We start from the raw sequence: 25,152 nt of genomic DNA on the forward strand, positions 1-25,152 counted from the left end.
GGGTTTTGCGGACTGCGGGGCAACGAATCGTCACCCGGCAGCGTGGGTCACGACAGCGTGGCTGATCAGGCAGCAGCCAGCAACTGACGCAGCACGAACGGCAGAATGCCGCCATGCTTGTAGTAATCGACTTCGATCGGCGTGTCGATACGCAGCAGGACTTGCACCTTCTGCGTGTCGCCGTTCTTGCGATGGATCACCAGCGTGACGTCCTGTTGCGGCTTGATATCGGCCGACAGACCTTCGATGTCATACGTTTCTTCGCCCGTGATGCCCAGCGACTGGGCGCTGTCCGACCCCTTGAACTGCAGAGGCAGCACGCCCATGCCGACCAGGTTCGAGCGGTGAATACGCTCGAACGAGCGCGCGATGACCGCCTTCACACCCAGCAGTTGCGTGCCCTTGGCCGCCCAGTCACGCGACGAACCCGTGCCGTACTCTTCGCCACCGAACACCACCGTCGGGGTGTTCTCGCCGACATACTTCATCGCAGCGTCGTAGATCGACAACTGTTCGCCGCTCGGCTGGTGAATCGTCAGGCCGCCTTCCACGCGCGAGCCGTCGGCCTGCACCGGGATCATCAGGTTCTTGATGCGCACGTTGGCGAACGTGCCGCGCATCATCACTTCATGGTTACCACGACGTGAGCCGTAGCTGTTGAAATCGGCCTTGAGCACGCCGTTTTCGAGCAGCCACTTGCCTGCCGGCGAGCTTTCCTTGATGGAGCCGGCCGGGCTGATGTGGTCGGTCGTGACCGAATCGCCGAACACGCCCAGTGCGCGCGCGCCATGGATCGGCTTGATGTCGGCGTTCGGCTCCATCGTGAAGCCTTCGAAGAACGGCGGCTCGGCGATGTACGTCGAACCCGGCCAATCGTAGACCTGGCCCTTCGAACCCTTGACCTTGGCCCACAGAGGGCTCGGGTCCTTCACCGTGTCGTAGTTCGCCTTGAAGGTCTTCGCGTTCATCGCGAACTTCATCAGCTTCTGGACTTCTTCGCTGGTCGGCCAAATGTCGCCCAGGAAGATCTCCTTTCCGCCACGGCCCTTGCCGACCGGCTCGGTCATCAGGTCGCGCGTGACGTTGCCGGCGATGGCGTAGGCCACGACCAGCGGCGGCGACGCCAGGAAGTTGGCGCGGATGTTCGGGTGAATGCGCGCTTCGAAGTTACGGTTGCCCGACAGTACGGCGGCAGCGACCATGTCGTTCTTCACGATCACGTCGTTGAGCTCGGCCGTCAGATCGCCAGCGTTACCGATACAGGTCGTGCAGCCGTAGGCCGTCACGCCAAAACCCAACTTCTCGAGGTACGGCAGCAGGCCGGCCGCTTCGAGGTACTCGGTCACCACGCGGCTTCCCGGGGCGAGCGACGTCTTGATGTGCGGTGCGACCTTCAGGCCGGCTTCCACCGCCTTCTTGGCCAGCAGGCCGGCAGCGAGCAGCACGCTCGGGTTCGACGTGTTCGTGCATGACGTGATCGCCGCGATCAGCACGTCGCCGTTGTTCACGTCGATGCCGCCGGCGGTCTTGTAGGTCGTGTCGAACTGCGCTTCGGTCTTGTTGAAACCGTTCTCGGCGACCGGCTTCGTGAACAGGTCCTTGAACGTCGACTTCACGTTGCCGATTTCGATGCGGTCCTGCGGACGCTTCGGACCGGCCAGCGACGGTGCAACCGTGCCCAGATCCAGCGAGAGCGTCTTCGTGTAGTCGATGTCGTTCTTCTTCGGAATGCCGAACAGCTTCTGGGCCTTGAAGTACGATTCGAAGGCGTCGATTTCCGACTTCGTGCGCCCCGTGCCCTTGAAGTAGTCGATCGTCTTTTCGTCGACCGGGAAGAAGCCCATCGTGGCACCATATTCCGGCGCCATATTGGCGATGGTGGCGCGGTCCGGCAGCGCCAGGCTCGTCGTGCCTTCGCCGAAGAATTCGACGAACTTGCCGACGACCTTCTCGCGGCGCAGCATTTCCGTGATCGTCAGCACCAGATCGGTGGCGGTCACGCCTTCGCGCAGACGGCCCGTCAGTTCCACACCGACAACGTCAGGCGTGAGGAAGTACACCGGTTGACCCAGCATGCCGGCTTCCGCCTCGATGCCGCCCACCCCCCAGCCCACCACGCCGATACCGTTGATCATGGTCGTGTGGCTGTCGGTACCGACCAGGGTGTCCGGGTAGAACACGTGGTCCTTCTTGTGCACGCCACGTGCGAGGTACTCCAGGTTCACCTGGTGCACGATGCCATAGCCCGGTTGCACGACGCCGAATGTGTCGAACGCCTGCATCCCCCACTTCATGAACTGATAGCGTTCGTTGTTGCGCTGGAATTCCAGCTTCATGTTCAAGTCGAGCGCCTTCTTCTCGCGGAAGTGATCGATCGTGACCGAGTGGTCAACCACCAGATCCACCGGCACGAGCGGCTCGATGCGCTTGGGGTTCTTGCCCTGGCGCTCGGCAACGTTACGCATGGCGGCCAGGTCGGCCAGCAGCGGCACGCCCGTGAAATCCTGCAGCACGACGCGTGCCACGACGAACGGGATTTCGTCGACGCGCTCGGCATTCGGCTTCCAGTTGGCCAGCTGCTGGACGTGCGCCTCGGTGACCTTCTTGCCGTCGCAATTGCGCAGCACCGACTCGAGCACGATGCGGATCGACACCGGCAGGCGTTCGACGTTCACACCCAGGGCTTTACCCAGTTGGGGCAGCGAGTAGAACTTGCCTTTCTTGTTGCCGCCGAGCTTGAACTCTTTAAGCGTTTTGTGGAGGTTGTGGGCCATGATCTTTCCTTGAGTGATACAGAAAAACGAAGCGGTGGTAATGCCATTCAATGAAGCCCGGCATCGCAGGGGCGCCGGCGTGGGCGCCCCTGCGATGCCGGTACGGCGAGCGACCGGCGTAACCCGTACGCCGGGGACTGCATGTCATGCCGAGGCGGCAACAGGAAAGCGGCCGGCGCCTCGAGCGATCGATGTCAACCGAGCGTGGCTCAGTTGGTCACATTGATCAGTTGAACCGATTGCGTCGGGGCGAGCTTGTCGTGCTCCGCCATTTCGCGCGTCAAACACTCGTCGGCCAGTCGGCTGCCGCCATCACGGTGCGTAAACAGCATGGCCTTGGCCGGAATCACCACCAGATCCAAACCGCTGGCGGCGTCGTAGAAACGGTCTGCGCCGGTCGTCGTCTGTTGACGCGGCAGCTTGTAGTTGCGGCCTTCCCAGAACATGGTGAGCACCTGGTCGCGCTTCATGTCGCCCTTGATAAAGAGCTTCTCGTTTTCCTTGCAGCTCCAGAGTTCCGAACCGTCCACCGGTTGCACCGGCGCAGCGGCGACGGTCGCCTTCTTCTTGGCGGGCGCCCGCTTCAGCTTCTTCTTCGGTGCGGCCTTCTTGGCCGCAGTATGGCTGGCCGGTTCAGCGGCAAACGCGGCAGGCACAACGGCGGCAGAGCAGAGGGCGACCAACACGGTCAGGCAAAGCTTCTTCATGGTGAATCTCCAAACAATAGGTAAGGTGCGACAAAAACGCAGATTATCGTACGAAGTTTGCGTTGGTCGGCGTCACCATACAAATTTTTTCAATTCCTTCGTGCGAAGCGCCATCGGCGTCGGCGGTACGGACCGGCGTCGCTGAGCGGGGTGTTGCAGTGCGGAATTCGAGAGGGCGCGGGGCCGGACGGCGCTCGCGCGTGAAACCGTTGTCGAGCGAGGACATGACGGGTGTCGGGCGGGATGCTTGGCGAAGCCAACGCCGGGAACCATGCGGCGCGCTCGCTGCGGACATTGCGCGCTCACCGGTCGCCCGGTATGGCGCGCGGGGCACGGCAGTCAGGCGTGGCATTGGCTTGGCCAAGAAATCGCTCGGTGTTGCGTGACGTCGTGCCGAGGTCATAGCGCGATAGATGGCGCGGACCGTTGCGCAAAATGTCGTCACTGGGCTGCGGACGTTAGAGCCGTTCCGTCGATCGCGGGAGTTGCGCCGGCAGTGGGGGTAAGCCGCCGGCGCAGTTTCGGCCCCCGACGACGCTCATGACGCCGTCCGGGGTCGAGTCCCTGGGGGATTAGCCCAGCAGATGTGCCACGCCAGCGCGCTCTTCTTCGAGTTCGTTGAGCGTGAAGTTCATCTTTTCTCGCGAGTAAGCGTCGATCTCGAGGCCTTCCACGCGCTTGTACTTGCCGTTTTCGCAGATCACCGGCACGCCGTAGATCACGTCTTGCGGAATGCCGTACGAGCCGTCCGACGGGATACCCATCGTGACCCACTTGCCGTTCGAGCCCAGCACCCAGTCATGGATGTGGTCGATGGCCGCGTTGGCCGCCGAAGCGGCCGACGACAGGCCGCGGGCTTCGATGATGGCGGCGCCGCGCTTGCCAACCGTGGGCAGGAACACGTCGTTGTTCCACACGTCGTCGTTGATCATCGACTTGACGCTCTGGCCGTCGATCGTGGCGAAGCGGTAGTCGGCGTACATCGTCGGCGAGTGGTTGCCCCACACGGCCAGCTTCTCGATGCTCGCGACCGGCTTGCCGGTCTTGGCGGCGAGTTGCGACAGGGCGCGATTGTGGTCCAGGCGCAGCATCGCGGTGAAGTTTTCCTTCGGCAGGTTCGGTGCCGACTTCATGGCGATATAGGCGTTGGTGTTGGCCGGGTTGCCGACGACCAGCACCTTGACGTCACGCTTGGCGACTTCATCCAGGGCCTTGCCCTGCACCGTGAAGATTGCGCCGTTGGCTTCGAGCAGATCCTTGCGCTCCATGCCCTTCGAGCGCGGACGGGCACCCACCAGCAGGGCGACGTCGGCATCCTTGAAGGCGACCTTGGGGTCGTCGGTCACAACCACGCCGGCGAGCAGCGGGAATGCGCAGTCTTCCAGCTCCATCACAACGCCCTTGACGGCGGCTTGAGCTTGCGGGAGGTCGAGCAGTTGCAGGATGACGGGCTGATCCTTGCCGAGCATGTCGCCATTGGCGATGCGGAACAGCAGGGAATAGCCGATTTGGCCAGCGGCGCCGGTGACGGCGACACGCATTGCGGGTTTTGCCATGAGAATCTCTCCAGACGTGTACAAATTCCTGCGAAGCTCGGAGTAAGCTCGCCGTCCGGGTGGCATTTTCGCCAGGCTGACAGCGCCGCGTCACACAAAGCCCCTAAAATTCCTTGACCTACGGAAGCTTGCGGGCTGCGGGGTCGACTGCCGTGAATAAGTGCGAAGCGCCGGACTCTCTTATAAGATAGCCGTGCTGCGTCTGCAGGCCCCTGTTAGCCCGCGCCAGTGTAGGAGTCGCCACAACGAATGTCAACTGTATCTTATGTCTTATATAAGACATAGGATTATTGCTGTTATTCGATAGACGAAGGTCTTGATTTGTGGTCAAATCGCCGCCATGAATGCGAATGTTCGCGACACATCCAACCCCACGACGCCTGTCGATGCTCCGCAGCGACCGGACAGCGCGCGTGACGCCGCACCGGCCTCCCAGGCCCCGCAGAGTGCGGCTTCGGCAGGAGCGTCGCCGACCTTCAGCCCGCTGTACCAGCAGATCAAGGGGCTCATTACCCAGGGTCTGCAAGCCGGCGAATGGAAGCCCGGCGAAATCATTCCCAGCGAAGTCGAGCTGGCCGCCCGTTTCAAGGTGAGCCAGGGAACGGTGCGCAAAGCCATCGACGAACTGGCCGCAGAAAACCTGCTTGTGCGCCGTCAGGGGCGCGGCACGTTTGTCGCGACCCATCACGAGGACCGGGTGCAGTTCCGGTTTCTGCGACTCGCGCCCGATTCGGGCGAACCCCATCACCCGCCCAGCCGCCTGATCGAGTGCCGCCGTATGCGTGCACCGGCGGAAATCGCGCGCCAGCTCGATTTGCGCGCGGGCGATGGCGTCATTCTGATCCGCCGCATGCTGGATTTCTCGGACCGTCCCACGGTGCTCGACGAAATCTGGTTGCCGGGCGCGCTGTTCCGCGGCCTGACGGCGGAAAGGTTGAATGAATACAAGGGGCCGATGTACGGCCTGTTCGAAGATGAATTCGGCACACGCATGATCCGCGCCGTGGAAAAAGTTCGCGCCGTGGCCGCGGACGACATGACCGCCGATCTGCTCAAGGTGCCGAAGGGGTTTCCGCTGTTGAGCGTCGAGCGTGTTTCCTACACTTACGGGGACAAGCCGGTGGAAGTGCGCCGGGGCTGGTACGTGACGACGGAACATCATTACCAGAACGAATTGAGTTGACGCATTGAGAGGGTGGCGACTTCCCAGGGGCGAGCCGGCGTCGTGGCCGGCGAGTGCCTGAAAGTCCAGGCATGAGCGGCGGCGGAGTGCGTGCTGTCGGCAGGAATTTCCGGAGCATTGGAACCGGTATGGTGCAACGCACTAGAATCGGCGCTAAAATCTGGGGCTGATGTAACTACATGGGGTCTAGCATGGCTGAAGTGGTAAAAAAAGAGCGGCCAGTCTACAGGAATATCGGTATTGGACAGATTGTCTCGTACCGTCTCCCGCTGGCTGGGATCGTGTCCATTCTGCACCGTATTAGCGGTGTGATCTTGTTCCTTCTGTTGCCGTTCGCGCTTTATTTGTTCGAACAGAGCCTCACGTCGGAACTCAGCTTCGACGTTCTGCGAAGCATCGCCTCCAACTGGTTTGTCAAACTTGTCATCCTGGCACTGTCGTGGGGCTTCCTGCAGCACTTCTGCGCCGGCGTGCGCCATCTGCGCATGGACTTCAATCACGACGCCGTGAGCAAGGAAGGCGGCAAGAATTCGGCCGTGGTCGTGCTGGTCGTGTCGCTGGTGCTGACGCTGGCCGTCGCCCTCAAGCTGTTCGGAGCGTTCTAAGATGGCACAGAACAATATCGGTTCGAAGCGCCTGGTCGTCGGCGCCCACTACGGCCTGCGCGACTGGATGGCGCAGCGTCTGACCGCGGTCATCATGGCCGTGTACACCGTGATCCTGCTGGTGTGGTTCTTCACCGCCAAGGATTTCTCCTACGAAGGCTGGGCAAGCATCTTCTCGCATCAGTGGATGAAGCTGGCGACGTTCGTCACGCTGCTCGCGGTGTTCTATCACGCGTGGGTCGGTGTGCGCGACATCTGGATGGACTACGTCAAGCCGGTCGGTGTGCGACTGGCGCTGTACACGTTGACGATCGTCTGGCTGCTGGCGTGTGCTGGCTACGCCGCGCAGATTCTGTGGAGAGTGTAAAGAATGGCTGCAATTAAAAATTCGCTGCCGCGTCGCCGCTTTGACGTTGTCATCGTGGGCGCAGGTGGTTCGGGCATGCGCGCGTCGCTGCAACTGGCCAAGGCCGGTCTGTCGGTCGCCGTGCTGTCCAAGGTGTTCCCCACCCGTTCGCATACCGTGGCCGCTCAGGGCGGCATTGGCGCCTCGCTCGGCAACATGAGCGAAGACAACTGGCACTACCACTTCTACGACACCATCAAGGGCTCCGACTGGCTCGGCGACCAGGATGCGATCGAGTTCATGTGCCGTCAGGCGCCGAACGCCGTCTACGAACTGGAACACTTCGGCATGCCGTTCGACCGTAACGCGGACGGCACGATCTACCAGCGTCCGTTCGGCGGTCACACGGCCAATTACGGCGAGAAGCCGGTCCAGCGCGCTTGCGCGGCCGCCGACCGTACCGGTCACGCCCTGCTGCACACGCTGTATCAACAGAACGTGGCGGCCAAGACCCACTTCTTCGTGGAGTGGATGGCGCTCGACCTGATTCGCAACGAAGACGGTGATGTGCTGGGCGTGTCGGCGCTCGAGCTCGAAACCGGCGAAGTCTACCTGCTTGAAGCCAAGTGCACGCTGTTCGCCACCGGCGGTGCCGGCCGTGTGTATGCCGCCTCAACCAACGCGTTCATCAACACCGGCGACGGTCTTGGCATGGCCGCGCGTGCGGGCATTCCGCTCGAAGACATGGAATTCTGGCAATTCCACCCGACCGGCGTGGCCGGCGCGGGCGTGCTGATTACCGAAGGTGTTCGCGGTGAGGGCGGTATTCTGCGCAACTCGAACGGCGAGCGCTTCATGGAGCGCTATGCCCCGACGCTGAAGGATCTGGCGCCGCGTGACTTCGTGTCGCGTTCGATGGACCAGGAAATCAAGGAAGGCCGTGGCTGCGGCCCGAATGGCGACTACGTGCTGCTCGACCTCTCGCACATCGGTGCCGAGACGATCATGAAGCGCCTGCCGTCGATTCGCGAAATCGCCCTGAAGTTCGCCAACGTCGACGCGATCAAGGAACCGATCCCCGTCGTGCCGACCATCCACTACCAGATGGGTGGCATTCCGACGAACTACAACGGCCAGGTTGTCGTGCAGCAGAACGGCGAATCGACCCCGGTCAACGGCTTCTACGCCGTGGGCGAGTGCTCCTGCGTGTCGGTCCACGGTGCCAACCGTCTGGGCACGAACTCGCTGCTCGACCTCGTGGTGTTCGGCCGTGCGGCCGGCAACCACATCGTCGACTTCGTGAAGAACCACGGCGAGCACAAGCCGCTGCCCGCCGATGCCGGCGACAACGCCATGGCGCGTCTGGGTCGTCTGGAAGCCTCCAGCACGGGCGAGTACGCACAGGACATCGCCAACGACATCCGCGCGACGATGCAGAAGCATGCCGGCGTGTTCCGTACGTCCGACCTGCTCAAGGAAGGCGTGGACGAGATCAAGCAAGTGGCCGAGCGCGTGTCGCACGTTCACCTGAAGGACAAGTCGAAGGTGTTCAACACGGCGCGCATGGAAGCGCTGGAAGTGGACAACCTGATCGAAGTGGCCAAGGCCACCATGATCGCAGCCGAAGCCCGCAAGGAAAGCCGTGGCGCGCACGCGCACAGCGATTATCCGGAGCGCGACGACGCCAACTGGATGCGCCACTCGCTGTTCTTCAGCGAAGGCAACCGTCTGGATTACAAGCCGGTGCAGTTGAAGCCGCTGACCGTCGACTCGGTTCCGCCCAAGGCGCGGACGTTCTAAGGGATTCGCAAGATCATGAAACGTATTTTTGAAGTCTACCGCTACGATCCGGACAAGGATGCCGCACCGTACATGCAGACCTACGAGGTCGAACTCGACGGTCATGAGCGCATGTTGCTCGATGCGCTGGTCAAGCTCAAGAAGCTCGATGAAGGCATCGCGTTCCGCCGCTCGTGCCGCGAAGGCGTGTGCGGCTCGGATGCGATGAACATCAACGGCAAGAACGGTCTGGCCTGCCTGACCAACATGAACGATCTGCCGAACAAGATCGTGCTGAAGCCGCTGCCGGGGCTGCCCGTCATTCGCGATCTGATCGTCGACATGACGCACTTCTTCAACCAGTACCACTCGATCAAGCCGTACCTGATCAACCCCGAGCCGGCACCGGAGAAGGAGCGTCTGCAGTCGCCCGAACAGCGCGATGAGCTCGATGGTCTGTACGAATGCATTCTGTGCGCGTCGTGCTCCACGTCGTGCCCGAGCTTCTGGTGGAACCCGGACAAGTTCGTCGGTCCGGCCGGTCTTCTGCAGGCGTACCGCTTTATTGCGGATAGCCGCGACACGGCCACCGGCGAGCGTCTGGACAACCTGGAAGATCCGTACCGCCTGTTCCGCTGCCACACGATCATGAACTGCGTGGATGTGTGCCCGAAGGGTCTGAACCCGACGAAGGCCATCGGCAAGATCAAGGAGCTGATGGTGCGTCGCGCCGTCTGACCTAGCGATCATGCCGGATATCAATCACCAGTCCGATCCGGTCAAACGTGCCCGCCTGCGTTGGCGGGCACGCCGCGGTTTGCTGGAAAACGACCTCATTCTCGAACGCTTCTTCGCGAAGTACGAAGCCTCGATGACCGACGAGGATGTGGGCGCCCTCACCAGGTTGCTCGATTTGAGCGACAACGATTTGATGGATCTGCTGCTAGCGCGTAAAGAGCCCGACGCGGATCTGGACGGGCCGGACGTGCAGCGCCTGCTGGCGCTTTTGCGTGCCGTGTAGGGGTTTAAGTATTTTTTTGAGGAAGCGATATGACTCCGTCTGATGTTAAAGCCACCCTATCTTTCTCTGACGGTTCGCCCAGCGTCGAACTGCCGATCTATCAGGGAACGATGGGCCCGGATGTAATCGATATCCGCAAGCTGTACGGCCAGACCGGCAAGTTTACGTATGACCCGGGCTTCATGTCGACGGCGGCGTGCAATTCCGCCATCACGTACATCGATGGCGACAAGGGCGAGCTGCTGTATCGCGGCTACCCGATCGAGCAGTTGGCCACCCACTGCGACTTCCTCGAGAGCTCCTATCTGCTGCTCAAGGGCGAACTGCCGAACGCCCAGCAGAAGGACGAATTCGTCAAGACCGTGACCCGTCACACGATGGTGCACGAGCAGATGAATTTCTTCTTCCGCGGTTTCCGCCGTGACGCGCACCCGATGGCTGTGCTGACCGGTTCGGTCGGCGCCTTGTCGGCGTTCTATCACGACTCGCTGGACATCAACAATCCGACGCACCGCGAAGTCTCGGCCATCCGCCTGATCGCCAAGCTGCCGACGCTCGTTGCGATGGCGTACAAGTACAGCATCGGCCAGCCGTTCGTGTATCCGCGCAACGACTTGTCGTACAGCGCGAACTTCATGCGCATGATGTTCGCGAACCCGTGCGAAGAGTATGAGGTCAACGACGTGCTGGTGCGCGCCCTCGACCGCATCCTGATCCTGCACGCCGATCACGAGCAGAACGCCTCCACGTCGACCGTGCGTCTGGCCGGTTCGTCGGGCGCCAACCCGTTCGCCTGTATCGCTGCCGGTATCGCGTGTCTGTGGGGCCCGGCGCACGGTGGTGCGAACGAAGCCGCGCTGACCATGCTCGAGCAGATCGGTTCGCCCGACAAGATCCCCGAATTCATCAAGCAGGTGAAGGACAAGAACTCGGGCGTGAAGCTCATGGGCTTCGGTCACCGTGTGTACAAGAACTACGACCCGCGCGCCAAGCTCATGCGCGAGACGTGCTACGAAGTGCTCAACGAACTGGGCCTGCACGACGACCCGCTGTTCAAGCTGGCCATGCAGCTCGAGAAGATCGCGCTGGAAGACGAATACTTCGTGTCGCGCAAGCTGTACCCGAACGTCGACTTCTATTCGGGTATCGTTCAGCGCGCGCTGGGCATCCCGACGTCGATGTTCACCTGCATCTTCGCCCTGGCCCGTACCGTGGGCTGGATCGCGCAGTGGAACGAAATGATCGGTGAGCCGGACCAGAAGATTGGTCGTCCGCGTCAGCTGTTCATCGGCCACACGCCGCGCGAAGTCGTGACCATCGACAAGCGCTAAGCCTGTCGGAGGCGTTCGGCACGGCGCCTCCTTGCCGTGCCGGCACTGCAACCTTGCCGAAACGGCAAGGCGGTGCGGCGCCGCAACGAGCCCTCGTTGCGCTATATTCGAAGCCACGGCACAAGCTGCCGTGATTCGCACAAATCCCCGGTTGATCGTGCGTTTACCGCCCGGTTTCCCGGGGATTTCGTATTCCGCCGGCGCGAAAGCGCTATGGCATAATCAAAAGTTCACGGAACGACGTTTGTTCCTACAACGATATTTAGCCCCGCGTTTTTATCATGGCCAAGACGCTGTATGACAAATTGTGGGATGCACATGTCGTGCATACCGAGGACGATGGCACTACGTTGCTCTACATCGACCGTCATCTGTTGCACGAGGTGACCAGTCCGCAGGCGTTTGAGGGGCTAAAACTCGCGAAGCGTCCGGTCTGGCGACTGTCTGCCAACCTCGCGGTGTCGGATCACAATGTGCCGACCACCGACCGCACGCAAGGTATCGCCGATCCGATTTCGCGTCTGCAGGTCGACACGCTCGACAACAACTGCGACAGCTTCGGCATCACCCAATTCAAGATGAACGACCTGCGTCAGGGCATCGTGCACGTGATCGGCCCGGAGCAGGGCGCCACGCTGCCCGGCATGACGGTGGTCTGCGGCGATTCGCACACGTCCACGCACGGCGCGTTCGGCGCACTGGCGTTCGGCATCGGCACGTCTGAAGTCGAGCACACGCTCGCCACGCAGACGCTGCTCATGAAGAAGAGCAAGAACATGCTCGTGAAGGTCGAAGGCACGCTGCCGCGCGGTTGTTCCGCCAAGGACATCGTGCTGGCCGTCATCGGCAAGATCGGCACGGCCGGCGGCACGGGCTACACGATCGAATTCGCTGGCACGGCGATCCGCTCGCTCACGATGGAAGGCCGGATGACCGTGTGCAACATGGCCATCGAGGCCGGTGCGCGTGCCGGTCTGGTGGCGGTGGACGACACGACGATCCAGTACGTGAAGGGCCGTCCGTTCGCACCCTCGGGTGTGGAATTCCAGCAGGCCGAAGCCTACTGGCGTACGTTCCACACCGATCCGGGCGCGGCGTTCGACCACGTGGTCGAGATCGACGCGAACACGTTGCGCCCGCAAGTGAGCTGGGGCACGTCGCCGGAGATGGTCGTGAGTATCGAAGACCGTGTGCCGGATCCCGAGAAGGAAAAGGACCCGGTCAAGCGCAGTGCCATGGAGCGCGCGCTCGAGTACATGGCGCTGACGCCGAACACGCCGATGGCCAGTGTCAACGTCGACAAGGTGTTCATTGGCTCGTGCACCAACTCGCGTATCGAAGATATCCGCGCGGCGGCGTACGTTGTGAAGACGCTCGGTCGGCGTGTGGCGCCGAACGTGCGGCTGGCGATGGTCGTGCCGGGCTCGGGGCTGGTGAAGCATCAGGCTGAGCAGGAAGGGCTGGATCAGGTCTTCAAGGCCGCCGGCTTCGAATGGCGCGAGCCGGGCTGCTCGATGTGTCTGGCGATGAACGCCGACCGTCTGGAACCGGGCGAGCGTTGCGCCTCGACCTCGAATCGTAACTTCGAAGGCCGTCAGGGCGCGGGCGGGCGTACGCACCTCGTGAGTCCGGCGATGGCCGCGGCCGCCGCCATCGAAGGCCATTTCGTCGACGTGCGTCGTCTGGTCTGACGCACTCGCATCGATATAACCGTCGTTTGACATCGACTTTGACAGAGAAAAAACCATGAAGAAACTGTGGATGCTGATCGGTGCGGTGCTGGTGCTGGGCGTGTCGGGCTGCAACACGATGGCGGGCCTTGGCAAGGATACGCAAGCCGCTGGCTCGGCCCTCGAAAACGCCGCGAAGAAGTGATGCGACGGTGCGCATCGCGCGGGCAATCGCCGCGCGTGCGCACCGATGAAATTTCCGGTTTTGACGGCCAGGGCGCTTCGCAACCGGCCGCAGCCGAACTGTTTTGATCAGGTGGTTCGTGATGGAAAAATTTACCGTCCATACGGGGTTGGTGGCGCCGCTGGATCGCGAAAACGTCGATACCGACGCGATCATCCCCAAGCAATTCCTGAAGTCGATCAAGCGCACGGGCTTCGGCCAGAACCTGTTCGACGAGTGGCGTTATCTCGATGTCGGCCAGCCGGGCCAGGATTGCAGCGGGCGTCCGCTCAACCCGAACTTCGTGCTCAACCAGCCGCGTTATCAGGGCGCCACGGTGCTGCTCGCACGCAAGAACTTCGGCTGCGGCAGCTCGCGTGAGCACGCCCCGTGGGCGTTGCAGCAGTTCGGCTTCCGCGCGGTCATCGCGCCGAGCTTCGCCGACATCTTCTTCAACAACTGCTACAAGAACGGGCTGTTGCCTATCGCGTTGTCGGAGATGCAGGTCGATCATCTGTTCAACGAGACTGCCGCGTTCAACGGCTTTCAGGTGACCATCGATCTGGACAAGCAAGCGGTGATGACGCCCGACGGTCGCGCTTACGAGTTCGACATCGCGCCGTTCCGCAAGTACTGCATGTTGAACGGTTTCGACGACATTGGCCTGACGCTGCGTCACGCCGACAAGATTCGCGCCTACGAGGCCGAGCGGCTCGCCAAGCAGCCGTGGCTCGCAACGCGCCTGCCGGGCTGAGGCCCGCGCACTCAAGGAGATCGCATGAAAATTGCAGTGTTGCCGGGTGACGGCATTGGTCCGGAAATCGTGACGGAAGCCGTCAATGTGCTGAACGCACTTGGCGAGACGTTTGAACTGGAAGAAGCGCCCGTGGGCGGCGCGGGCTACGAGGCGGCGGGTCATCCGCTGCCGGACGCCACGCTCAAGCTCGCCAAGGAAGCGGATGCCATTCTGTTCGGCGCCGTGGGCGACTGGAAATACGATTCGCTCGAGCGCGCACTGCGTCCCGAGCAGGCGATTCTGGGGCTGCGCAAGCATCTGCAGCTGTTCGCCAACTTCCGTCCGGCCATCCTGTACAAGGAACTGGCCGACGCATCGAGCCTGAAGCCGGAAATCGTGGCAGGGCTCGATATCCTGATCATTCGCGAGCTGAACGGCGACATCTACTTCGGCCAGCCGAAGGGCTTCCGCCAGTCGCCCGATGGCGCTTTCGAAGGGGCGCGCGAAGGTTTTGATACCATGCGGTATAGCGTGCCGGAAGTGGAGCGCATCGCGCACGTCGCATTTCAGGCCGCGGCCAAGCGCGACAAGCGCTTGTGTTCGGTGGACAAGGCCAATGTGCTCGAGACGTCGCAACTGTGGCGCGACACCATGATCGAGGTCGCCAAGCAGTATCCGGAGGTCGAACTCTCGCATATGTACGTCGACAATGCCGCGATGCAACTGGTCAAGGCGCCGAAGAATTTCGACGTCGTGGTGACCGGCAACATGTTCGGCGATATTCTGTCGGACGAGGCCGCGATGCTCACGGGGTCGATCGGCATGCTGCCGTCGGCGTCGCTGGATGCCAATAACAAGGGGCTGTACGAGCCGTCGCACGGTTCGGCGCCCGATATCGCCGGCAAGGGTGTCGCCAATCCGTTGGCTACGATCCTGTCGGCGGCCATGATGCTGCGTTACACGCTGGGCCGCGCGGAACAGGCTGATCGCGTGGAAAATGCGGTGAAGAAGGTGCTGGCGCAAGGGCTGCGCACGCCGGACATCTGGCAGGAAGGCGCGACCAAGGTCGGTACGCGCGAGATGGGTGCGGCAGTGGTTGCCGCGCTATAACGTTGACGGGGCGTCGTGAGACGCCCCTCGGCGCAATTGCAACGATAAGAGAGTGGATAAATGAAAACCGTAGGTCTGGTAGGTTGGCGGGGCATGGTCGGTTCGGTTCTGATGCAGCGCATGCAACAGGAGAACGACTTCGCCTTGATCGAGCCGGTGTTTTTCAGCACCAGCAACGCGGGCGGAAAAGCCCCGTCGATGGCGAAGAACGAGACTTCGCTGAAAGACGCCAATGATGTCAACGAGCTGAAGAAGTGCGACATCATCATTACCTGCCAGGGCGGTGATTACACGACCGAGATCTTCCCGAAGCTGCGCGCGGCGGGCTGGAGCGGCTATTGGATCGACGCGGCCTCGACGCTGCGCATGAAGGACGATGCGATCATCGTTCTCGATCCGGTCAACCTCGACGTGATCAAGCACTCGCTCAGCAAGGGCACCAAGAACTTCGTTGGCGGCAACTGCACGGTGAGCTGCATGCTGATGGGGCTGGGCGGTCTGTTCCAGCACGGTCTGGTCGACTGGCTTACGTCGATGACGTATCAGGCGGCATCGGGCGGCGGCGCGCAACACATGCGTGAGCTGCTCACGCAATTCGGCAGCATCAACGCCGAAGTCAAGGCGCTGCTCGACGATCCGCACTCGGCCATTCTCGAGATCGACCGCAAGGTGCTCGCAAAGCAGCACGCGCTCACGGCCGACGAGACCAAGCAGTTTGGCGTGCCGCTGGGCGGCAACCTGATTCCCTGGATCGACAAGGATCTGGGCAACGGTCAGTCGAAGGAAGAATGGAAGGGCGGCGCCGAGACCAACAAGATCCTGGGGCTGGGCGACGGTTTCCCGAACACCCGCGCCATTCCGGTGGACGGTCTGTGCGTGCGCATCGGTGCGATGCGTTGCCACAGCCAGGCGCTGACCATCAAGTTGACGAAAGATGTGCCGTTAGACGAGCTGACGGACATCATCGGCCAGGCCAATGACTGGGTGAAGGTCGTGCCGAACACCCGCGAGGCGTCGATGACCGATTTGACGCCTGCGGCCGTGACCGGCACCATGACGATTCCGGTCGGTCGCCTGCGCAAGATGTCGATGGGGCCGGAGTATCTGTCGGCGTTTACCGTCGGCGATCAACTGTTGTGGGGCGCGGCGGAACCGCTGCGCCGCATGCTGCGAATCCTGCTCGACGCTTGAGCGTCGCAGCGCATCGGTAAGGCGTGAAGAACGGCGGCCCGCGAGGCCGCCGTCCGCGCTTTGGGAGGCACCCCTTGTAGCCGGGGCGGCCAGTGACAAACGACTGACAGGCCTGACAAGACACAGTGCGGAAATACTCGATCGGCAAGCGTGCAAACTCGTCCCGTAATGCGTTCCGCCTGAGCGCGGCAGCGGCCGTCTTGTGGAGCCTCGGGCTGCTCAACGCCGGTGCGGCGGAGTTCGGCCCGCAGCAGGTGCGCTCGGGCCCGGGCCAGCCGTTGCGTGCTGTCATCGTGCTGGGCAACGTGTCGCAGGCGGAAGCCGACGGATTGTCGGTGAAGCTCGCGCCGCGCGACGCGTTCAAGCAGGCCGGTCTGCGCTACGACCCCACGCTCGAGAAGCTTTCCGTCTCGGTCTCGCCAACGGCGGGGCGCGCGCCCGGTTACAGCGGCACGTATCTCGTGCATGTCGATTCGGCCGAGCCGATCAGTACGTCGTTCCTCGACCTGTTGCTGGTGCTCGAATGGCGCACCGGCCGTCAGTCCAATGCCGTGACGCTGTCCGCCATCCCGGAAGCGAGCGCGACCCAGGCCCAGGCCGTCGTGCCCGCAGCGGCGGCGAGTCAGGCCCCGCCCGCGGCGTCTCCCGCGTCCACCGCGCCCGCCTTGTCCACCTCCGCGTCCGCAACCTCTGCCCAGCCGGGCAAGGCGTCTGCCGTCGGCGTCGGGGCGGGGGCGAGCGCAAGGTGGGGCATGGCGAATCGCTGTCGTCGATTGCCCGTGAATTCACGGGCGGCGAAGGCGGGGTGACGCTGGCGCAGATGATGAGCGCGCTGTTCGAGGCAAACCGCTCCGCGTTCATCGGCAACGATCCGAATCGACTGCGTCAGGGGGCGACGCTCACGCGTCCGTCCGACGCGCAGGTGCAAGGCATTCCTCCCGCGCAAGCCCGCAAGTTCGTGTCGGCGGCACGGGAACAGTTCGACGCGTATCGCGCGCGGCTGGCCGAATCGACGGCGCAGCAGGCAGCACCGGCCGGTGGCCGCAGTGCACAGGGCGCGATCGAAGCGGGCAAGGCACCGGAAGCTGCCACGCCCGCGACACGCGATGAATTGAAGCTGTCGCGACCCGGTAAGGGAGGGGCGGGCGGCACGGCCGGTCGAACCGGCGGCAGCGAAGAAGCACAAATCGCCCAGGGCAAGGCGCAGGCCGAGGCTCAGGGCAGGGTGAACGAGTTGCAGAAGAACGTTGCAGATCTCCAGAAGTTGTTGGCGATGAAGAATCAGGCCGTCGCCAACCTGGAGCAACAGGCCGCCACCGCTTCCGGGGCGACTGCGCAGGAAAAGACGGCGAAACCGGCCGGCGGCACGACGACGGCTGCGGCGGCAGCGGCCAAGACGGCAACGAATTCCGCCAACGGCAATGGCACTAACGAAACCGACGCCGCTGCGCGCGCTGACAGTGCGGCTGAGACGGGCGTCGCTTCGGGGGCTGCCGTGACCGAGGCCGCGGTGGCTGCCTCCGCCGCATCGGCGAGCACGGCAGCATCGGAGGCGGCGGCTGCGGCGGCGGTACCCGCAAGCGATGTCGTCGCGACGACGGCGGCCAGTGCCGCGGTTGCGCCAGCGAAGCCGGCGCCGAATGGCGCGATGAATTGGCGTGCCGTGAGCCAGAATCCTTACGTGCTGCCGGGCGCTGGCGCGCTGGTGGTGCTGCTTGGCTTGTGGGCACTGTTGCGCCGCCGTCGCGCGGCGGCACCGGTGGGGCAGCCCGGGCCGTATGACGACGGGCGTGATATGCCTGACGACCACGAGGGCCACGATGTGCCGCATGACGGTGCACCTGGCGCCACGCAGGCGTCGGACGGCGTGGCGGTGGCGGCTGCGGGTGCCGCAGGCGCCGCGGCACTGTACGCGGCCAATCAAGCGCAAGCCGAAGCGCGGCAGCCAGCGGCCGACGATGCCTGGTCGGCATCGGACGAGGGCGTTGCCGCCGTCCACGCGATTCAGCACGAGTCTGCGGTGGACGAAGCCGGTGGACCCGATGCGTGGAACGCTGAGCCAGTGGCCCTGAACGACGAGTCCGTCGACGAGCATGACGAAGGTCGCGATGTGTTGCCGGTGTCGTCGGCCTCCGTGGCATCGTCTGAAGCGGTGGCTGAGCCGTTCGTGGGCGAGGCGACGGCCCCTCCGCAGGAAACACCAGCCGAAGCCGCCAGCGAGCCGGAAATCGATTGGGGCGCTGCGTTTGCCGAGGAAGCCGGCAAGGCCGCCGGGGACTCCCACGAAGCGCCCGCCGCCCATGACGACTCGGCGGCTGCCACCTTGTCGGCGCTCGAAGCGCTGGGTGCCGCCGCCGCTGTAGGCGGTGCTGCCGCCACGTCAGTGTCTGCGCCTGAGTCAAACATTTCCGCGCCGGCCGAGCCCGTCGACGCTTCGCTCGACGGCAGCGTAGCCGGCATGCTGGGCGATCTGGATCTGGCGATCCCGGGACAGGCGGCGCATGTAGGCACGATTTCGAGCGATGCGTTGCCGTCGCTCTCGAAGGGGATGGGTTCGGTGCAGTTCAAGATGGCGCCGATGGACGATCCGCTGCGCTCGCATGCCAGCGCGGACGAAGAGGCATTCGACGAGCCGGACGGCGAACTGAGCGATGCAGACTTCGACGCCGCGATGCAGCAGGCCAGTCACTCGCCCGTCGCGTCGCGCAGCTATACGGACACCGCGCACGAGGCACCCTCGCTCAAGCCGTTGTCGTTCGATCTATCGGACTTTAGCCTCGATCTCAAGGGCGACGACGCGCAGGCGAGCCCGGCGTTCGTGAGCGCGCCGACGCTGGCAACCGATATCGGAACGGAAGCCCTGATCGAGCACGAGGTGCTGCATGCACCGGCGCCGGAAACGCCGTATGCGGCCGAACCTGCGGCGCCGCAAGTGCCGCAATCGGTTGCGCCGGTGCCCGCCGTGCCGGCGTCACCCGTCGCCGCGGCGTCCGTCGAGCCGGGCGTGCCGGATGAATACCATACGAAGCTGGAGCTGGCCACTGCGTATCAGACCATCGGTGACGACGAAGGCGCACGCGAACTGCTCGAAGAGGTGATTGCCGGTGGCGACGCCGCGCAGCAGTCCGTCGCCCGCACACGGCTCGCCGAGCTTGGCAAGTGACGCCGGGAAGTTGACGCCACGACAGGCTGACGAACCCACCACAGATTGACCGTAGTTTGGGGCGCTCGTAGGTTGAGCGCCCATTTTTCTTTTTCATATGCGAATCGCACTGGGCATCCATTACGACGGCACGGCGTTCTCCGGCTGGCAATCGCAGCCGCATGGCAACACCGTGCAACAGACGCTCGAAGCCGCGTTGCGGGAATTCGGCGGCGTTGCGCTGCCCACGACCGTCGCGGGCCGCACCGATACCGGTGTGCACGGCATCGGTCAGGTGGCCCATTTCGACACCGATCTGGACCGCGCCATGTTCTCGTGGGTGCGCGGCGTCAACGCGTTTCTGCCCAAGTCGGTCGCGGTGCAATGGGCGCAGGCGATGCCGGACGATTTCCACGCCCGCTTTACCGCCTTCGAGCGCACGTATTTCTATGTGCTGTACGTGCATCCCGTGCGCTCACCCTTGCTCGACGGCCGATGCGGCTGGTTGCACACGCCGCTCGATCTCGAAGCGATGCGTGCCGCGAGCCAGGTGCTGGTCGGCGAGCACGACTTCTCGGCGTTCCGCTCGTCCGAGTGTCAGGCCAAGACGCCGGTGAAACATCTGTACGCCATCGACATCGAGCAGCATGGGCACTTCTTTGTGTTCCGCTTTCGGGCGAGCGCGTTCCTGCATCACATGGTGCGCAACATCATGGGCTGTCTGGTCGCCGTGGGCCGCGGGCGTCAGCCGGCCAGTTGGACGACGGATGTGCTCGCGAGTCTCGACCGTCGTCAGGCCGCCCCGACGTTCATGCCGGACGGGCTGTATCTGGCGCGGGTGGGGTATCCTGAGCGTTTCGCGGTCCCCGAGCCCAACTGGGCTGCGTGGCCGTTCCCGATGCCGTGGGCAAGTTCATGAAATCCCGTACTCGAATCAAGATCTGCGGCCTGTCGCAGCCGGCCGACATCGATCACGCGGTGGCGCTGGGCGTCGACGCCATCGGCCTCGTCTTCTACCCGCCGAGCCCGCGCTACGTGGATCTGGCGCGCGCGGCCGAGCTGGCCCGCCGGGTGCCGCCGTACGTGAGTCTGGTCGGCCTGTTCGTGAACGCGACGGCCGATGAGATCGCCCGGACGGTCGAGGCCGTGCCGCTCACCGCGCTGCAGTTCCATGGCGACGAAACGCCGGCGCAGTGCGCGGTGTTGGCGGCCGCGGCGGGCAACCGTCCGTACATGCGCGCCATGCGTATCGGCCCGGAAACGAAAGACAGCGGCGATTTGCTACAATTCGCCAATGCATACACCGCCGCGCAAGGCATCTTGCTCGATGCCCTGGTCGAGGGCTACGGCGGTGGGGGAAAGGTTTTCGATTGGTCACTTATTCCAAAAGACATCGCGCGTCGGGCCGTTTTGAGTGGTGGCTTGAGCGCACACAACGTTGCTGAAGCCATCGGCCGGGTGACGCCTTACGCCGTCGACGTGTCGAGCGGTGTGGAGGCGTCGCGTGGCGTGAAGGATCACGCCCGCATGACGGCGTTCGTGCACGCAGTGCGTGCCGCCGACGCCGAATGAGCAACCCGCCGGCGCGCCCCGCCTGGGCCGCGCACCGGTACTGCGAAGAGTGACAACCATGTACGATTTTCCTGACGCCCGCGGCCATTTCGGTCCGTACGGCGGTGTCTTTGTGGCCGAGACGCTGATTCACGCCCTCGACGAGTTGCGCGAGGCCTATGCGAAGTACCAGCACGATCCGGCCTTCCTCGAAGAATTCCATTACGAACTGAAGCACTACGTCGGCCGTCCGTCGCCGATCTATCACGCCAAGCGCTGGAGCCAGGAACTGGGCGGCGCGCAGGTGTACCTCAAGCGCGAAGACCTGAACCATACCGGCGCGCACAAGGTGAACAACGTGATCGGGCAGGCGTTGCTGGCGCGTCGCATGGGCAAGCGCCGCGTGATTGCGGAGACCGGCGCCGGCCAGCACGGCGTGGCGACGGCCACCATTGCCGCGCGCTTCGGCATGGAGTGTGTGGTCTACATGGGCTCGGAAGACGTCAAGCGTCAGGCGGCCAACGTCTACCGTATGCAACTGCTGGGCGCGACCGTGGTGCCGGTGGAATCGGGTTCGAAGACCCTCAAGGACGCGCTCAACGAAGCCATGCGCGACTGGGTGACCAATGTCGAGAGCACGTTCTACATCATCGGCACGGTGGCCGGGCCGCATCCGTACCCGATGCTCGTGCGCGATTTCCAGAGCGTGATCGGCGAAGAGTGCAAGGTGCAGATGCCCGAGCTGGCCGGCCGTCAGCCGGATTATGTGCTCGCCTGCGTCGGTGGCGGCTCGAACGCCATGGGTATTTTCTACCCGTATATCGACGTTCCGGACGTCAAGCTGGTGGGTGTGGAAGCGGCGGGCGACGGCATCGAGACCGGCCGTCATGCGGCGTCGATCATCGGTGGCACGCCCGGCGTGCTCCATGGCAACCGCACCTATCTGCTGCAGGACGCCAATGGTCAGATCACCGAGACGCATTCGATCTCGGCAGGGCTGGACTACCCGGGGGTGGGCCCGGAGCACGCGTGGCTGCATGACATCAAGCGTGCTGAGTACGTGGGCGTGACCGATACCGAGGCGCTGCGCGCGTTTCATGACTGCTGCCGGATCGAAGGCATCATTCCGGCGCTGGAGTCGAGCCACGCGCTGGCTTACGCGTGCAAGCTGGCGCCGACGCTGCCGAGCGATCAGATCGTGCTGGTCAATCTCTCGGGGCGCGGCGACAAGGACATGCACACCGTGATGGCACTGCCCAGGCCGGCGCCCAGCGGGGCATAAGCAGCATTTGCGACATTGGCGACATTGGCGACATTGGCGACATCGGCGGCGTCGCGAGACGCCATCGATGACAGATCCTAAAATCCTCAGATTCCAAGATCCATCAAGGACACCAGAACCAGCATGACCGATCTGACTGATCGCAAGGCGCCACTTGACGTTCTCGGGGCCGAGCGCCCCATGGACGCCACCGAAGCCGCCGCCGCACGTCTCGAGGCCAGGGAAGCGGCCGGCGAGCTGCGTGCGCGTTGGGCGCCGGGCGACATCACCTTGCGTCATGCCGACTTCCTGGAGCACTTGCACGAACTCGACGACGGTAGTGTCGACCTGATCCTTGCCGATCCGCCTTACGGGCTCGGCAAGGATTATGGCAACGACTCCGACAAGCGCTCCGGCGAGGATTTCCTCGGCTGGACGTATGGCTGGCTCGAAGCGGCCATACCGAAGCTCGCGCCGCGCGGCTCGCTGTACCTGTTCTGTACGTGGCAGTATGCCCCCGAGCTGTTCGTGTTCCTGAAGCGGCGCATGCTGATGATCAACGAGATCATCTGGGATCGCCGCGTGCCCAGCATGGGCGGCAGCACCCGGCGGTTCTCGTCGGTGCACGACAACATCGGCTTTTTCGCGGTTTCGAAGGACTACTACTTCGATCTCGATGCGGTGCGGGTGCCGTACGACGCCGCGACGAAGAAGGCGCGCTCGCGCCGTATCTTCGAGGGCAGCAAGTGGCTGGAACTGGGTTACAACCCGAAGGATCTGTGGTCGATCTCGCGATTGCACCGGCAAGACCCCGAACGCGTCGATCATCCGACGCAGAAACCGCTGCATATCATCGAGCGCATGGTGCTGGCCAGTTGCCCGCCCGGCGGTCTCGTGCTCGACCCGTTCATGGGCAGCGGCACGACGGCCGTGGCATGCGCGTTGCACGGCCGGCGTTTCGTCGGCTTCGAGCTGAACGCGCATTACCACGCGCTCGCCCACCAAAGACTTCAGAGACTTTCCGATCATGTCCCGCATTCAAGCGACGTTCCAAGCCTTGCAAGCGCAGGGTAAAAAAGGCCTCATCCCGTTCATCACCGCCGGCGATCCCGAGCCGGGCTGGACGGTCAAGCTGATGCATGCGCTGGCCGACAACGGAGCCGACGTCATCGAACTCGGCGTGCCGTTCTCCGACCCGATGGCCGACGGCCCGGTGATTCAACGCGCCTCCGAGCGTGCGCTGGCCCGCGGCGTGAGCCTGGCGGAGGTGCTCGGCTACGTGGCAGTGTTCCGTCAGACCAACGACCGCACGCCGGTCGTGCTGATGGGCTATGCCAATCCGATCGAGGCGATGGGTCTCGACACCTTCGCCGAGCGGGCCGCCAAGGCCGGTGTCGACGGCGTGCTGGTCGTCGACTATCCGCCCGAGGAGGCCGAGACCTATGCCGGGGCGGTGCGTGCGCATGGCATCGATCCGATCTTCCTGCTCGCACCGACCTCGACCGAAGCGCGGATTGCCGCTGTGGCGCGGCAGGCCAGCGGTTATCTCTATTACGTCTCGCTCAAGGGCGTGACGGGGGCGGCGAGCCTGGATCTGGAAAGCGTGGCCGCGAAGATACCTGAAATCAAGGCCGTCGCACCCCTGCCCGTGGGGGTGGGCTTCGGTATTCGCGACGCCGCGACAGCGCGCGCCATCGCGAGCGTGGCCGACGCCGTGGTCATCGGCAGCGCCATCGTTCAGCGCCTGGAAAACACGCCGCGTGATCTGGAAGGCCATAACGCGGTAAAATCGCTCGCTGAATTCATCGGCGGTATTCGCCAGGCGCTCGACGAGGGCGCCAAATCGGCGTAGATTTGCGGCGTTTGTTCGCGGGGTCGATTCGTCGAACCGCCCGGTGAAACGCTGAATTGACACGGCCGTGTTGCACGGTCGCCAGAAACGCCCGCCCCGCCTGGCGCGGGCGTTTGCCAAGGAGAAACTATGAGCTGGCTCGATAAGCTGCTGCCCCCGAAGATCAAGCAAACCGATCCGACGCAGCGCAACAAGAGCATCCCGGAAGGGCTGTGGATCAAGTGCCCGTCGTGTGAGGCGGTGCTGTATCGCAACGACGTGGAAGCGAATCTGCACGTGTGCCCGAAGTGCGATCACCACATGCGTATCGGCGCCCGTGCGCGTCTCGACGCGCTGCTCGATCCGGAAGGCCGTTACGAACTGGGCCAGGAGATCGTGCCGGTCGACGCGCTGAAGTTCAAGGACAGCCGCAAGTATCCGGACCGCATCAAGGAAGCGATGGACGACACCGGCGAGACCGATGCAATGGTGGTCATGGGCGGCGCGATCCATACGCTGCCGGTCGTGGTCGCCTGCTTCGAGTTCGCATTCATGGGGGGCTCGATGGGGTCGGTGGTCGGCGAGCGCTTCGTGCGCGGCGCGCAGAACGCGCTGGAACAGGGCGTGCCGTTCGTCTGCGTGACCGCTTCGGGCGGTGCGCGCATGCAGGAAAGCCTGCTCTCGCTCATGCAGATGGCCAAGACCACGGCCATGCTCACCAAGCTGGCCAATGCCAAGCTGCCGTTCATTTCCGTGCTGACCGATCCGACGATGGGCGGTGTGTCGGCGAGTTTCGCCTTCCTCGGCGATGTGGTGATCGCCGAACCCAAGGCGCTGATCGGCTTCGCCGGCCCGCGTGTGATCGAGCAGACCGTGCGTGAAAAACTGCCGGAAGGCTTCCAGCGTTCGGAGTTCCTGCTGCAAAAGGGCGCGATCGACATGATCGTCGACCGTCGCAAGATGCGTGAGGAGATTGCTCGCCTGATCGCCCTGATGCAATGCCAGCCGGCGGACGCCGTCGCCTGAGCACGGAAAATTCACGGGCGCGACGGCGTCGCGAGCGCTGCTGCGGTGCCCCAAAGGGCGGTGCAACGGCGTAGAATGTCGCAACGCCACGCCGTGCCGCTCATGCGGC

23 protein-coding genes are annotated in these 25,152 nt (G+C 63.6%); 20 read left to right on the plus strand and 3 right to left on the minus strand.

What is annotated here, in order from left to right:
* Window positions 1-65: 65 nt before the first annotated feature.
* From acnA to DRB87_RS08630, 3 genes are all read right to left on the minus strand, one after another.
* Entirely contained in the window at window positions 66-2,774 is a 2,709-nt protein-coding gene (acnA, locus tag DRB87_RS08620) for an aconitate hydratase AcnA (RefSeq protein ID WP_130025608.1), read from the minus strand.
* A gap of 209 nt (window positions 2,775-2,983) precedes the next feature.
* A complete protein-coding gene (locus DRB87_RS08625) occupies window positions 2,984-3,481 on the minus strand; it encodes a hypothetical protein (protein WP_130025609.1) in 498 nt (165 codons plus the stop codon).
* Between the two features lie 572 nt (window positions 3,482-4,053).
* Window positions 4,054-5,037, minus strand: a complete 984-nt coding sequence (locus DRB87_RS08630; protein ID WP_026131780.1) for a malate dehydrogenase — start codon at window positions 5,035-5,037, stop codon at window positions 4,054-4,056.
* A 340-nt stretch (window positions 5,038-5,377) separates the two neighbouring features.
* Here DRB87_RS08630 and DRB87_RS08635 point away from each other — a divergent pair, with 340 nt between their 5' ends.
* From DRB87_RS08635 to accD, 20 genes are all read left to right on the plus strand, one after another.
* Window positions 5,378-6,220, plus strand: coding sequence for a UTRA domain-containing protein (locus tag DRB87_RS08635; protein ID WP_130025610.1), 843 nt, complete (start codon window positions 5,378-5,380; stop codon window positions 6,218-6,220).
* 191 nt (window positions 6,221-6,411) lie between these two features.
* Complete coding sequence (sdhC, locus tag DRB87_RS08640) at window positions 6,412-6,825, plus strand: succinate dehydrogenase, cytochrome b556 subunit (RefSeq protein ID WP_026131781.1); 414 nt, start codon at window positions 6,412-6,414, stop codon at window positions 6,823-6,825.
* 1 nt (window position 6,826) lies between these two features.
* Window positions 6,827-7,192 carry a succinate dehydrogenase, hydrophobic membrane anchor protein gene (gene sdhD, locus DRB87_RS08645; RefSeq protein WP_017233054.1) on the plus strand — a complete coding sequence of 122 codons (366 nt, stop codon included), beginning with the start codon at window positions 6,827-6,829 and terminating at the stop codon, window positions 7,190-7,192.
* A gap of 3 nt (window positions 7,193-7,195) precedes the next feature.
* Window positions 7,196-8,971 carry a succinate dehydrogenase flavoprotein subunit gene (gene sdhA / locus DRB87_RS08650; protein WP_017233055.1) on the plus strand — a complete coding sequence of 592 codons (1,776 nt, stop codon included), beginning with the start codon at window positions 7,196-7,198 and terminating at the stop codon, window positions 8,969-8,971.
* Between the two features lie 12 nt (window positions 8,972-8,983).
* On the plus strand, window positions 8,984-9,688 hold the full coding sequence (locus DRB87_RS08655; protein ID WP_026131782.1) for a succinate dehydrogenase iron-sulfur subunit: 705 nt from the start codon (window positions 8,984-8,986) through the stop codon (window positions 9,686-9,688).
* Between the two features lie 10 nt (window positions 9,689-9,698).
* Window positions 9,699-9,971, plus strand: coding sequence for a succinate dehydrogenase assembly factor 2 (locus DRB87_RS08660; RefSeq protein ID WP_026131783.1), 273 nt, complete (start codon window positions 9,699-9,701; stop codon window positions 9,969-9,971).
* A 29-nt stretch (window positions 9,972-10,000) separates the two neighbouring features.
* The gene (locus DRB87_RS08665) at window positions 10,001-11,302 is read left to right on the plus strand and encodes a citrate synthase (protein ID WP_130025611.1); all 1,302 of its coding nucleotides are present in this window, start codon (window positions 10,001-10,003) and stop codon (window positions 11,300-11,302) included.
* A 281-nt stretch (window positions 11,303-11,583) separates the two neighbouring features.
* The gene (leuC, locus tag DRB87_RS08670) at window positions 11,584-12,993 is read left to right on the plus strand and encodes a 3-isopropylmalate dehydratase large subunit (protein WP_130025612.1); all 1,410 of its coding nucleotides are present in this window, start codon (window positions 11,584-11,586) and stop codon (window positions 12,991-12,993) included.
* Window positions 12,994-13,048: 55 nt separating this feature from the next.
* On the plus strand, window positions 13,049-13,177 hold the full coding sequence (locus tag DRB87_RS08675) for an entericidin A/B family lipoprotein (RefSeq protein WP_130025613.1): 129 nt from the start codon (window positions 13,049-13,051) through the stop codon (window positions 13,175-13,177).
* A gap of 121 nt (window positions 13,178-13,298) precedes the next feature.
* Window positions 13,299-13,949 carry a 3-isopropylmalate dehydratase small subunit gene (gene leuD / locus DRB87_RS08680; protein ID WP_130025614.1) on the plus strand — a complete coding sequence of 217 codons (651 nt, stop codon included), beginning with the start codon at window positions 13,299-13,301 and terminating at the stop codon, window positions 13,947-13,949.
* 24 nt (window positions 13,950-13,973) lie between these two features.
* Complete coding sequence (leuB, locus tag DRB87_RS08685) at window positions 13,974-15,041, plus strand: 3-isopropylmalate dehydrogenase (protein ID WP_017233063.1); 1,068 nt, start codon at window positions 13,974-13,976, stop codon at window positions 15,039-15,041.
* A gap of 60 nt (window positions 15,042-15,101) precedes the next feature.
* Window positions 15,102-16,232, plus strand: coding sequence for an aspartate-semialdehyde dehydrogenase (asd, locus tag DRB87_RS08690; RefSeq protein WP_083902239.1), 1,131 nt, complete (start codon window positions 15,102-15,104; stop codon window positions 16,230-16,232).
* A 125-nt stretch (window positions 16,233-16,357) separates the two neighbouring features.
* Complete coding sequence (locus tag DRB87_RS23015; RefSeq protein WP_165385263.1) at window positions 16,358-17,041, plus strand: FimV family protein; 684 nt, start codon at window positions 16,358-16,360, stop codon at window positions 17,039-17,041.
* Window positions 16,978-19,395, plus strand: a complete 2,418-nt coding sequence (locus DRB87_RS08700) for a FimV/HubP family polar landmark protein (protein WP_130025615.1) — start codon at window positions 16,978-16,980, stop codon at window positions 19,393-19,395. Before DRB87_RS23015 ends, DRB87_RS08700 begins: the two co-directional genes overlap by 64 nt.
* 97 nt (window positions 19,396-19,492) lie before the next feature.
* Window positions 19,493-20,293, plus strand: coding sequence for a tRNA pseudouridine(38-40) synthase TruA (truA, locus tag DRB87_RS08705; RefSeq protein ID WP_130025616.1), 801 nt, complete (start codon window positions 19,493-19,495; stop codon window positions 20,291-20,293).
* On the plus strand, window positions 20,290-20,946 hold the full coding sequence (locus tag DRB87_RS08710) for a phosphoribosylanthranilate isomerase (protein ID WP_130025617.1): 657 nt from the start codon (window positions 20,290-20,292) through the stop codon (window positions 20,944-20,946). Before truA ends, DRB87_RS08710 begins: the two co-directional genes overlap by 4 nt.
* 58 nt (window positions 20,947-21,004) lie before the next feature.
* A complete protein-coding gene (gene trpB, locus DRB87_RS08715) occupies window positions 21,005-22,207 on the plus strand; it encodes a tryptophan synthase subunit beta (protein ID WP_130025618.1) in 1,203 nt (400 codons plus the stop codon).
* Window positions 22,208-22,387: 180 nt separating this feature from the next.
* Entirely contained in the window at window positions 22,388-23,260 is an 873-nt protein-coding gene (locus tag DRB87_RS08720; RefSeq protein WP_150551542.1) for a site-specific DNA-methyltransferase, read from the plus strand.
* Window positions 23,214-24,038 carry a tryptophan synthase subunit alpha gene (trpA, locus tag DRB87_RS08725; RefSeq protein WP_017234684.1) on the plus strand — a complete coding sequence of 275 codons (825 nt, stop codon included), beginning with the start codon at window positions 23,214-23,216 and terminating at the stop codon, window positions 24,036-24,038. The genes DRB87_RS08720 and trpA overlap by 47 nt, the downstream gene beginning before the upstream one ends.
* Window positions 24,039-24,167: 129 nt before the next feature.
* Entirely contained in the window at window positions 24,168-25,043 is an 876-nt protein-coding gene (gene accD / locus DRB87_RS08730; protein ID WP_017234685.1) for an acetyl-CoA carboxylase, carboxyltransferase subunit beta, read from the plus strand.
* The last annotated feature ends 109 nt before the right edge of the window (window positions 25,044-25,152 follow it).

It is taken from the genome of Pandoraea sp. XY-2 (assembly GCF_004193915.1).
In the GTDB taxonomy this organism is placed as follows: domain Bacteria; phylum Pseudomonadota; class Gammaproteobacteria; order Burkholderiales; family Burkholderiaceae; genus Pandoraea; species Pandoraea cepalis.

What these genes read in the sequence shown, in the direction of transcription:
- acnA (WP_130025608.1), bottom strand. Translation starts at nt 2,774, where the DNA reads ATGGCCCACAACCTCCACAAAACGCTTAAAGAGTTCAAGCTCGGCGGC.
- DRB87_RS08625 (WP_130025609.1), bottom strand. Translation starts at nt 3,481, where the DNA reads ATGAAGAAGCTTTGCCTGACCGTGTTGGTCGCCCTCTGCTCTGCCGCC.
- DRB87_RS08630 (WP_026131780.1), bottom strand. Translation starts at nt 5,037, where the DNA reads ATGGCAAAACCCGCAATGCGTGTCGCCGTCACCGGCGCCGCTGGCCAA.
- DRB87_RS08635 (WP_130025610.1), top strand. Translation starts at nt 5,378, where the DNA reads ATGAATGCGAATGTTCGCGACACATCCAACCCCACGACGCCTGTCGAT.
- sdhC (WP_026131781.1), top strand. Translation starts at nt 6,412, where the DNA reads ATGGCTGAAGTGGTAAAAAAAGAGCGGCCAGTCTACAGGAATATCGGT.
- sdhD (WP_017233054.1), top strand. Translation starts at nt 6,827, where the DNA reads ATGGCACAGAACAATATCGGTTCGAAGCGCCTGGTCGTCGGCGCCCAC.
- sdhA (WP_017233055.1), top strand. Translation starts at nt 7,196, where the DNA reads ATGGCTGCAATTAAAAATTCGCTGCCGCGTCGCCGCTTTGACGTTGTC.
- DRB87_RS08660 (WP_026131783.1), top strand. Translation starts at nt 9,699, where the DNA reads ATGCCGGATATCAATCACCAGTCCGATCCGGTCAAACGTGCCCGCCTG.
- DRB87_RS08665 (WP_130025611.1), top strand. Translation starts at nt 10,001, where the DNA reads ATGACTCCGTCTGATGTTAAAGCCACCCTATCTTTCTCTGACGGTTCG.
- leuC (WP_130025612.1), top strand. Translation starts at nt 11,584, where the DNA reads ATGGCCAAGACGCTGTATGACAAATTGTGGGATGCACATGTCGTGCAT.
- DRB87_RS08675 (WP_130025613.1), top strand. Translation starts at nt 13,049, where the DNA reads ATGAAGAAACTGTGGATGCTGATCGGTGCGGTGCTGGTGCTGGGCGTG.
- leuD (WP_130025614.1), top strand. Translation starts at nt 13,299, where the DNA reads ATGGAAAAATTTACCGTCCATACGGGGTTGGTGGCGCCGCTGGATCGC.
- leuB (WP_017233063.1), top strand. Translation starts at nt 13,974, where the DNA reads ATGAAAATTGCAGTGTTGCCGGGTGACGGCATTGGTCCGGAAATCGTG.
- asd (WP_083902239.1), top strand. Translation starts at nt 15,102, where the DNA reads ATGAAAACCGTAGGTCTGGTAGGTTGGCGGGGCATGGTCGGTTCGGTT.
- truA (WP_130025616.1), top strand. Translation starts at nt 19,493, where the DNA reads ATGCGAATCGCACTGGGCATCCATTACGACGGCACGGCGTTCTCCGGC.
- DRB87_RS08710 (WP_130025617.1), top strand. Translation starts at nt 20,290, where the DNA reads ATGAAATCCCGTACTCGAATCAAGATCTGCGGCCTGTCGCAGCCGGCC.
- trpB (WP_130025618.1), top strand. Translation starts at nt 21,005, where the DNA reads ATGTACGATTTTCCTGACGCCCGCGGCCATTTCGGTCCGTACGGCGGT.
- DRB87_RS08720 (WP_150551542.1), top strand. Translation starts at nt 22,388, where the DNA reads ATGGACGCCACCGAAGCCGCCGCCGCACGTCTCGAGGCCAGGGAAGCG.
- trpA (WP_017234684.1), top strand. Translation starts at nt 23,214, where the DNA reads ATGTCCCGCATTCAAGCGACGTTCCAAGCCTTGCAAGCGCAGGGTAAA.
- accD (WP_017234685.1), top strand. Translation starts at nt 24,168, where the DNA reads ATGAGCTGGCTCGATAAGCTGCTGCCCCCGAAGATCAAGCAAACCGAT.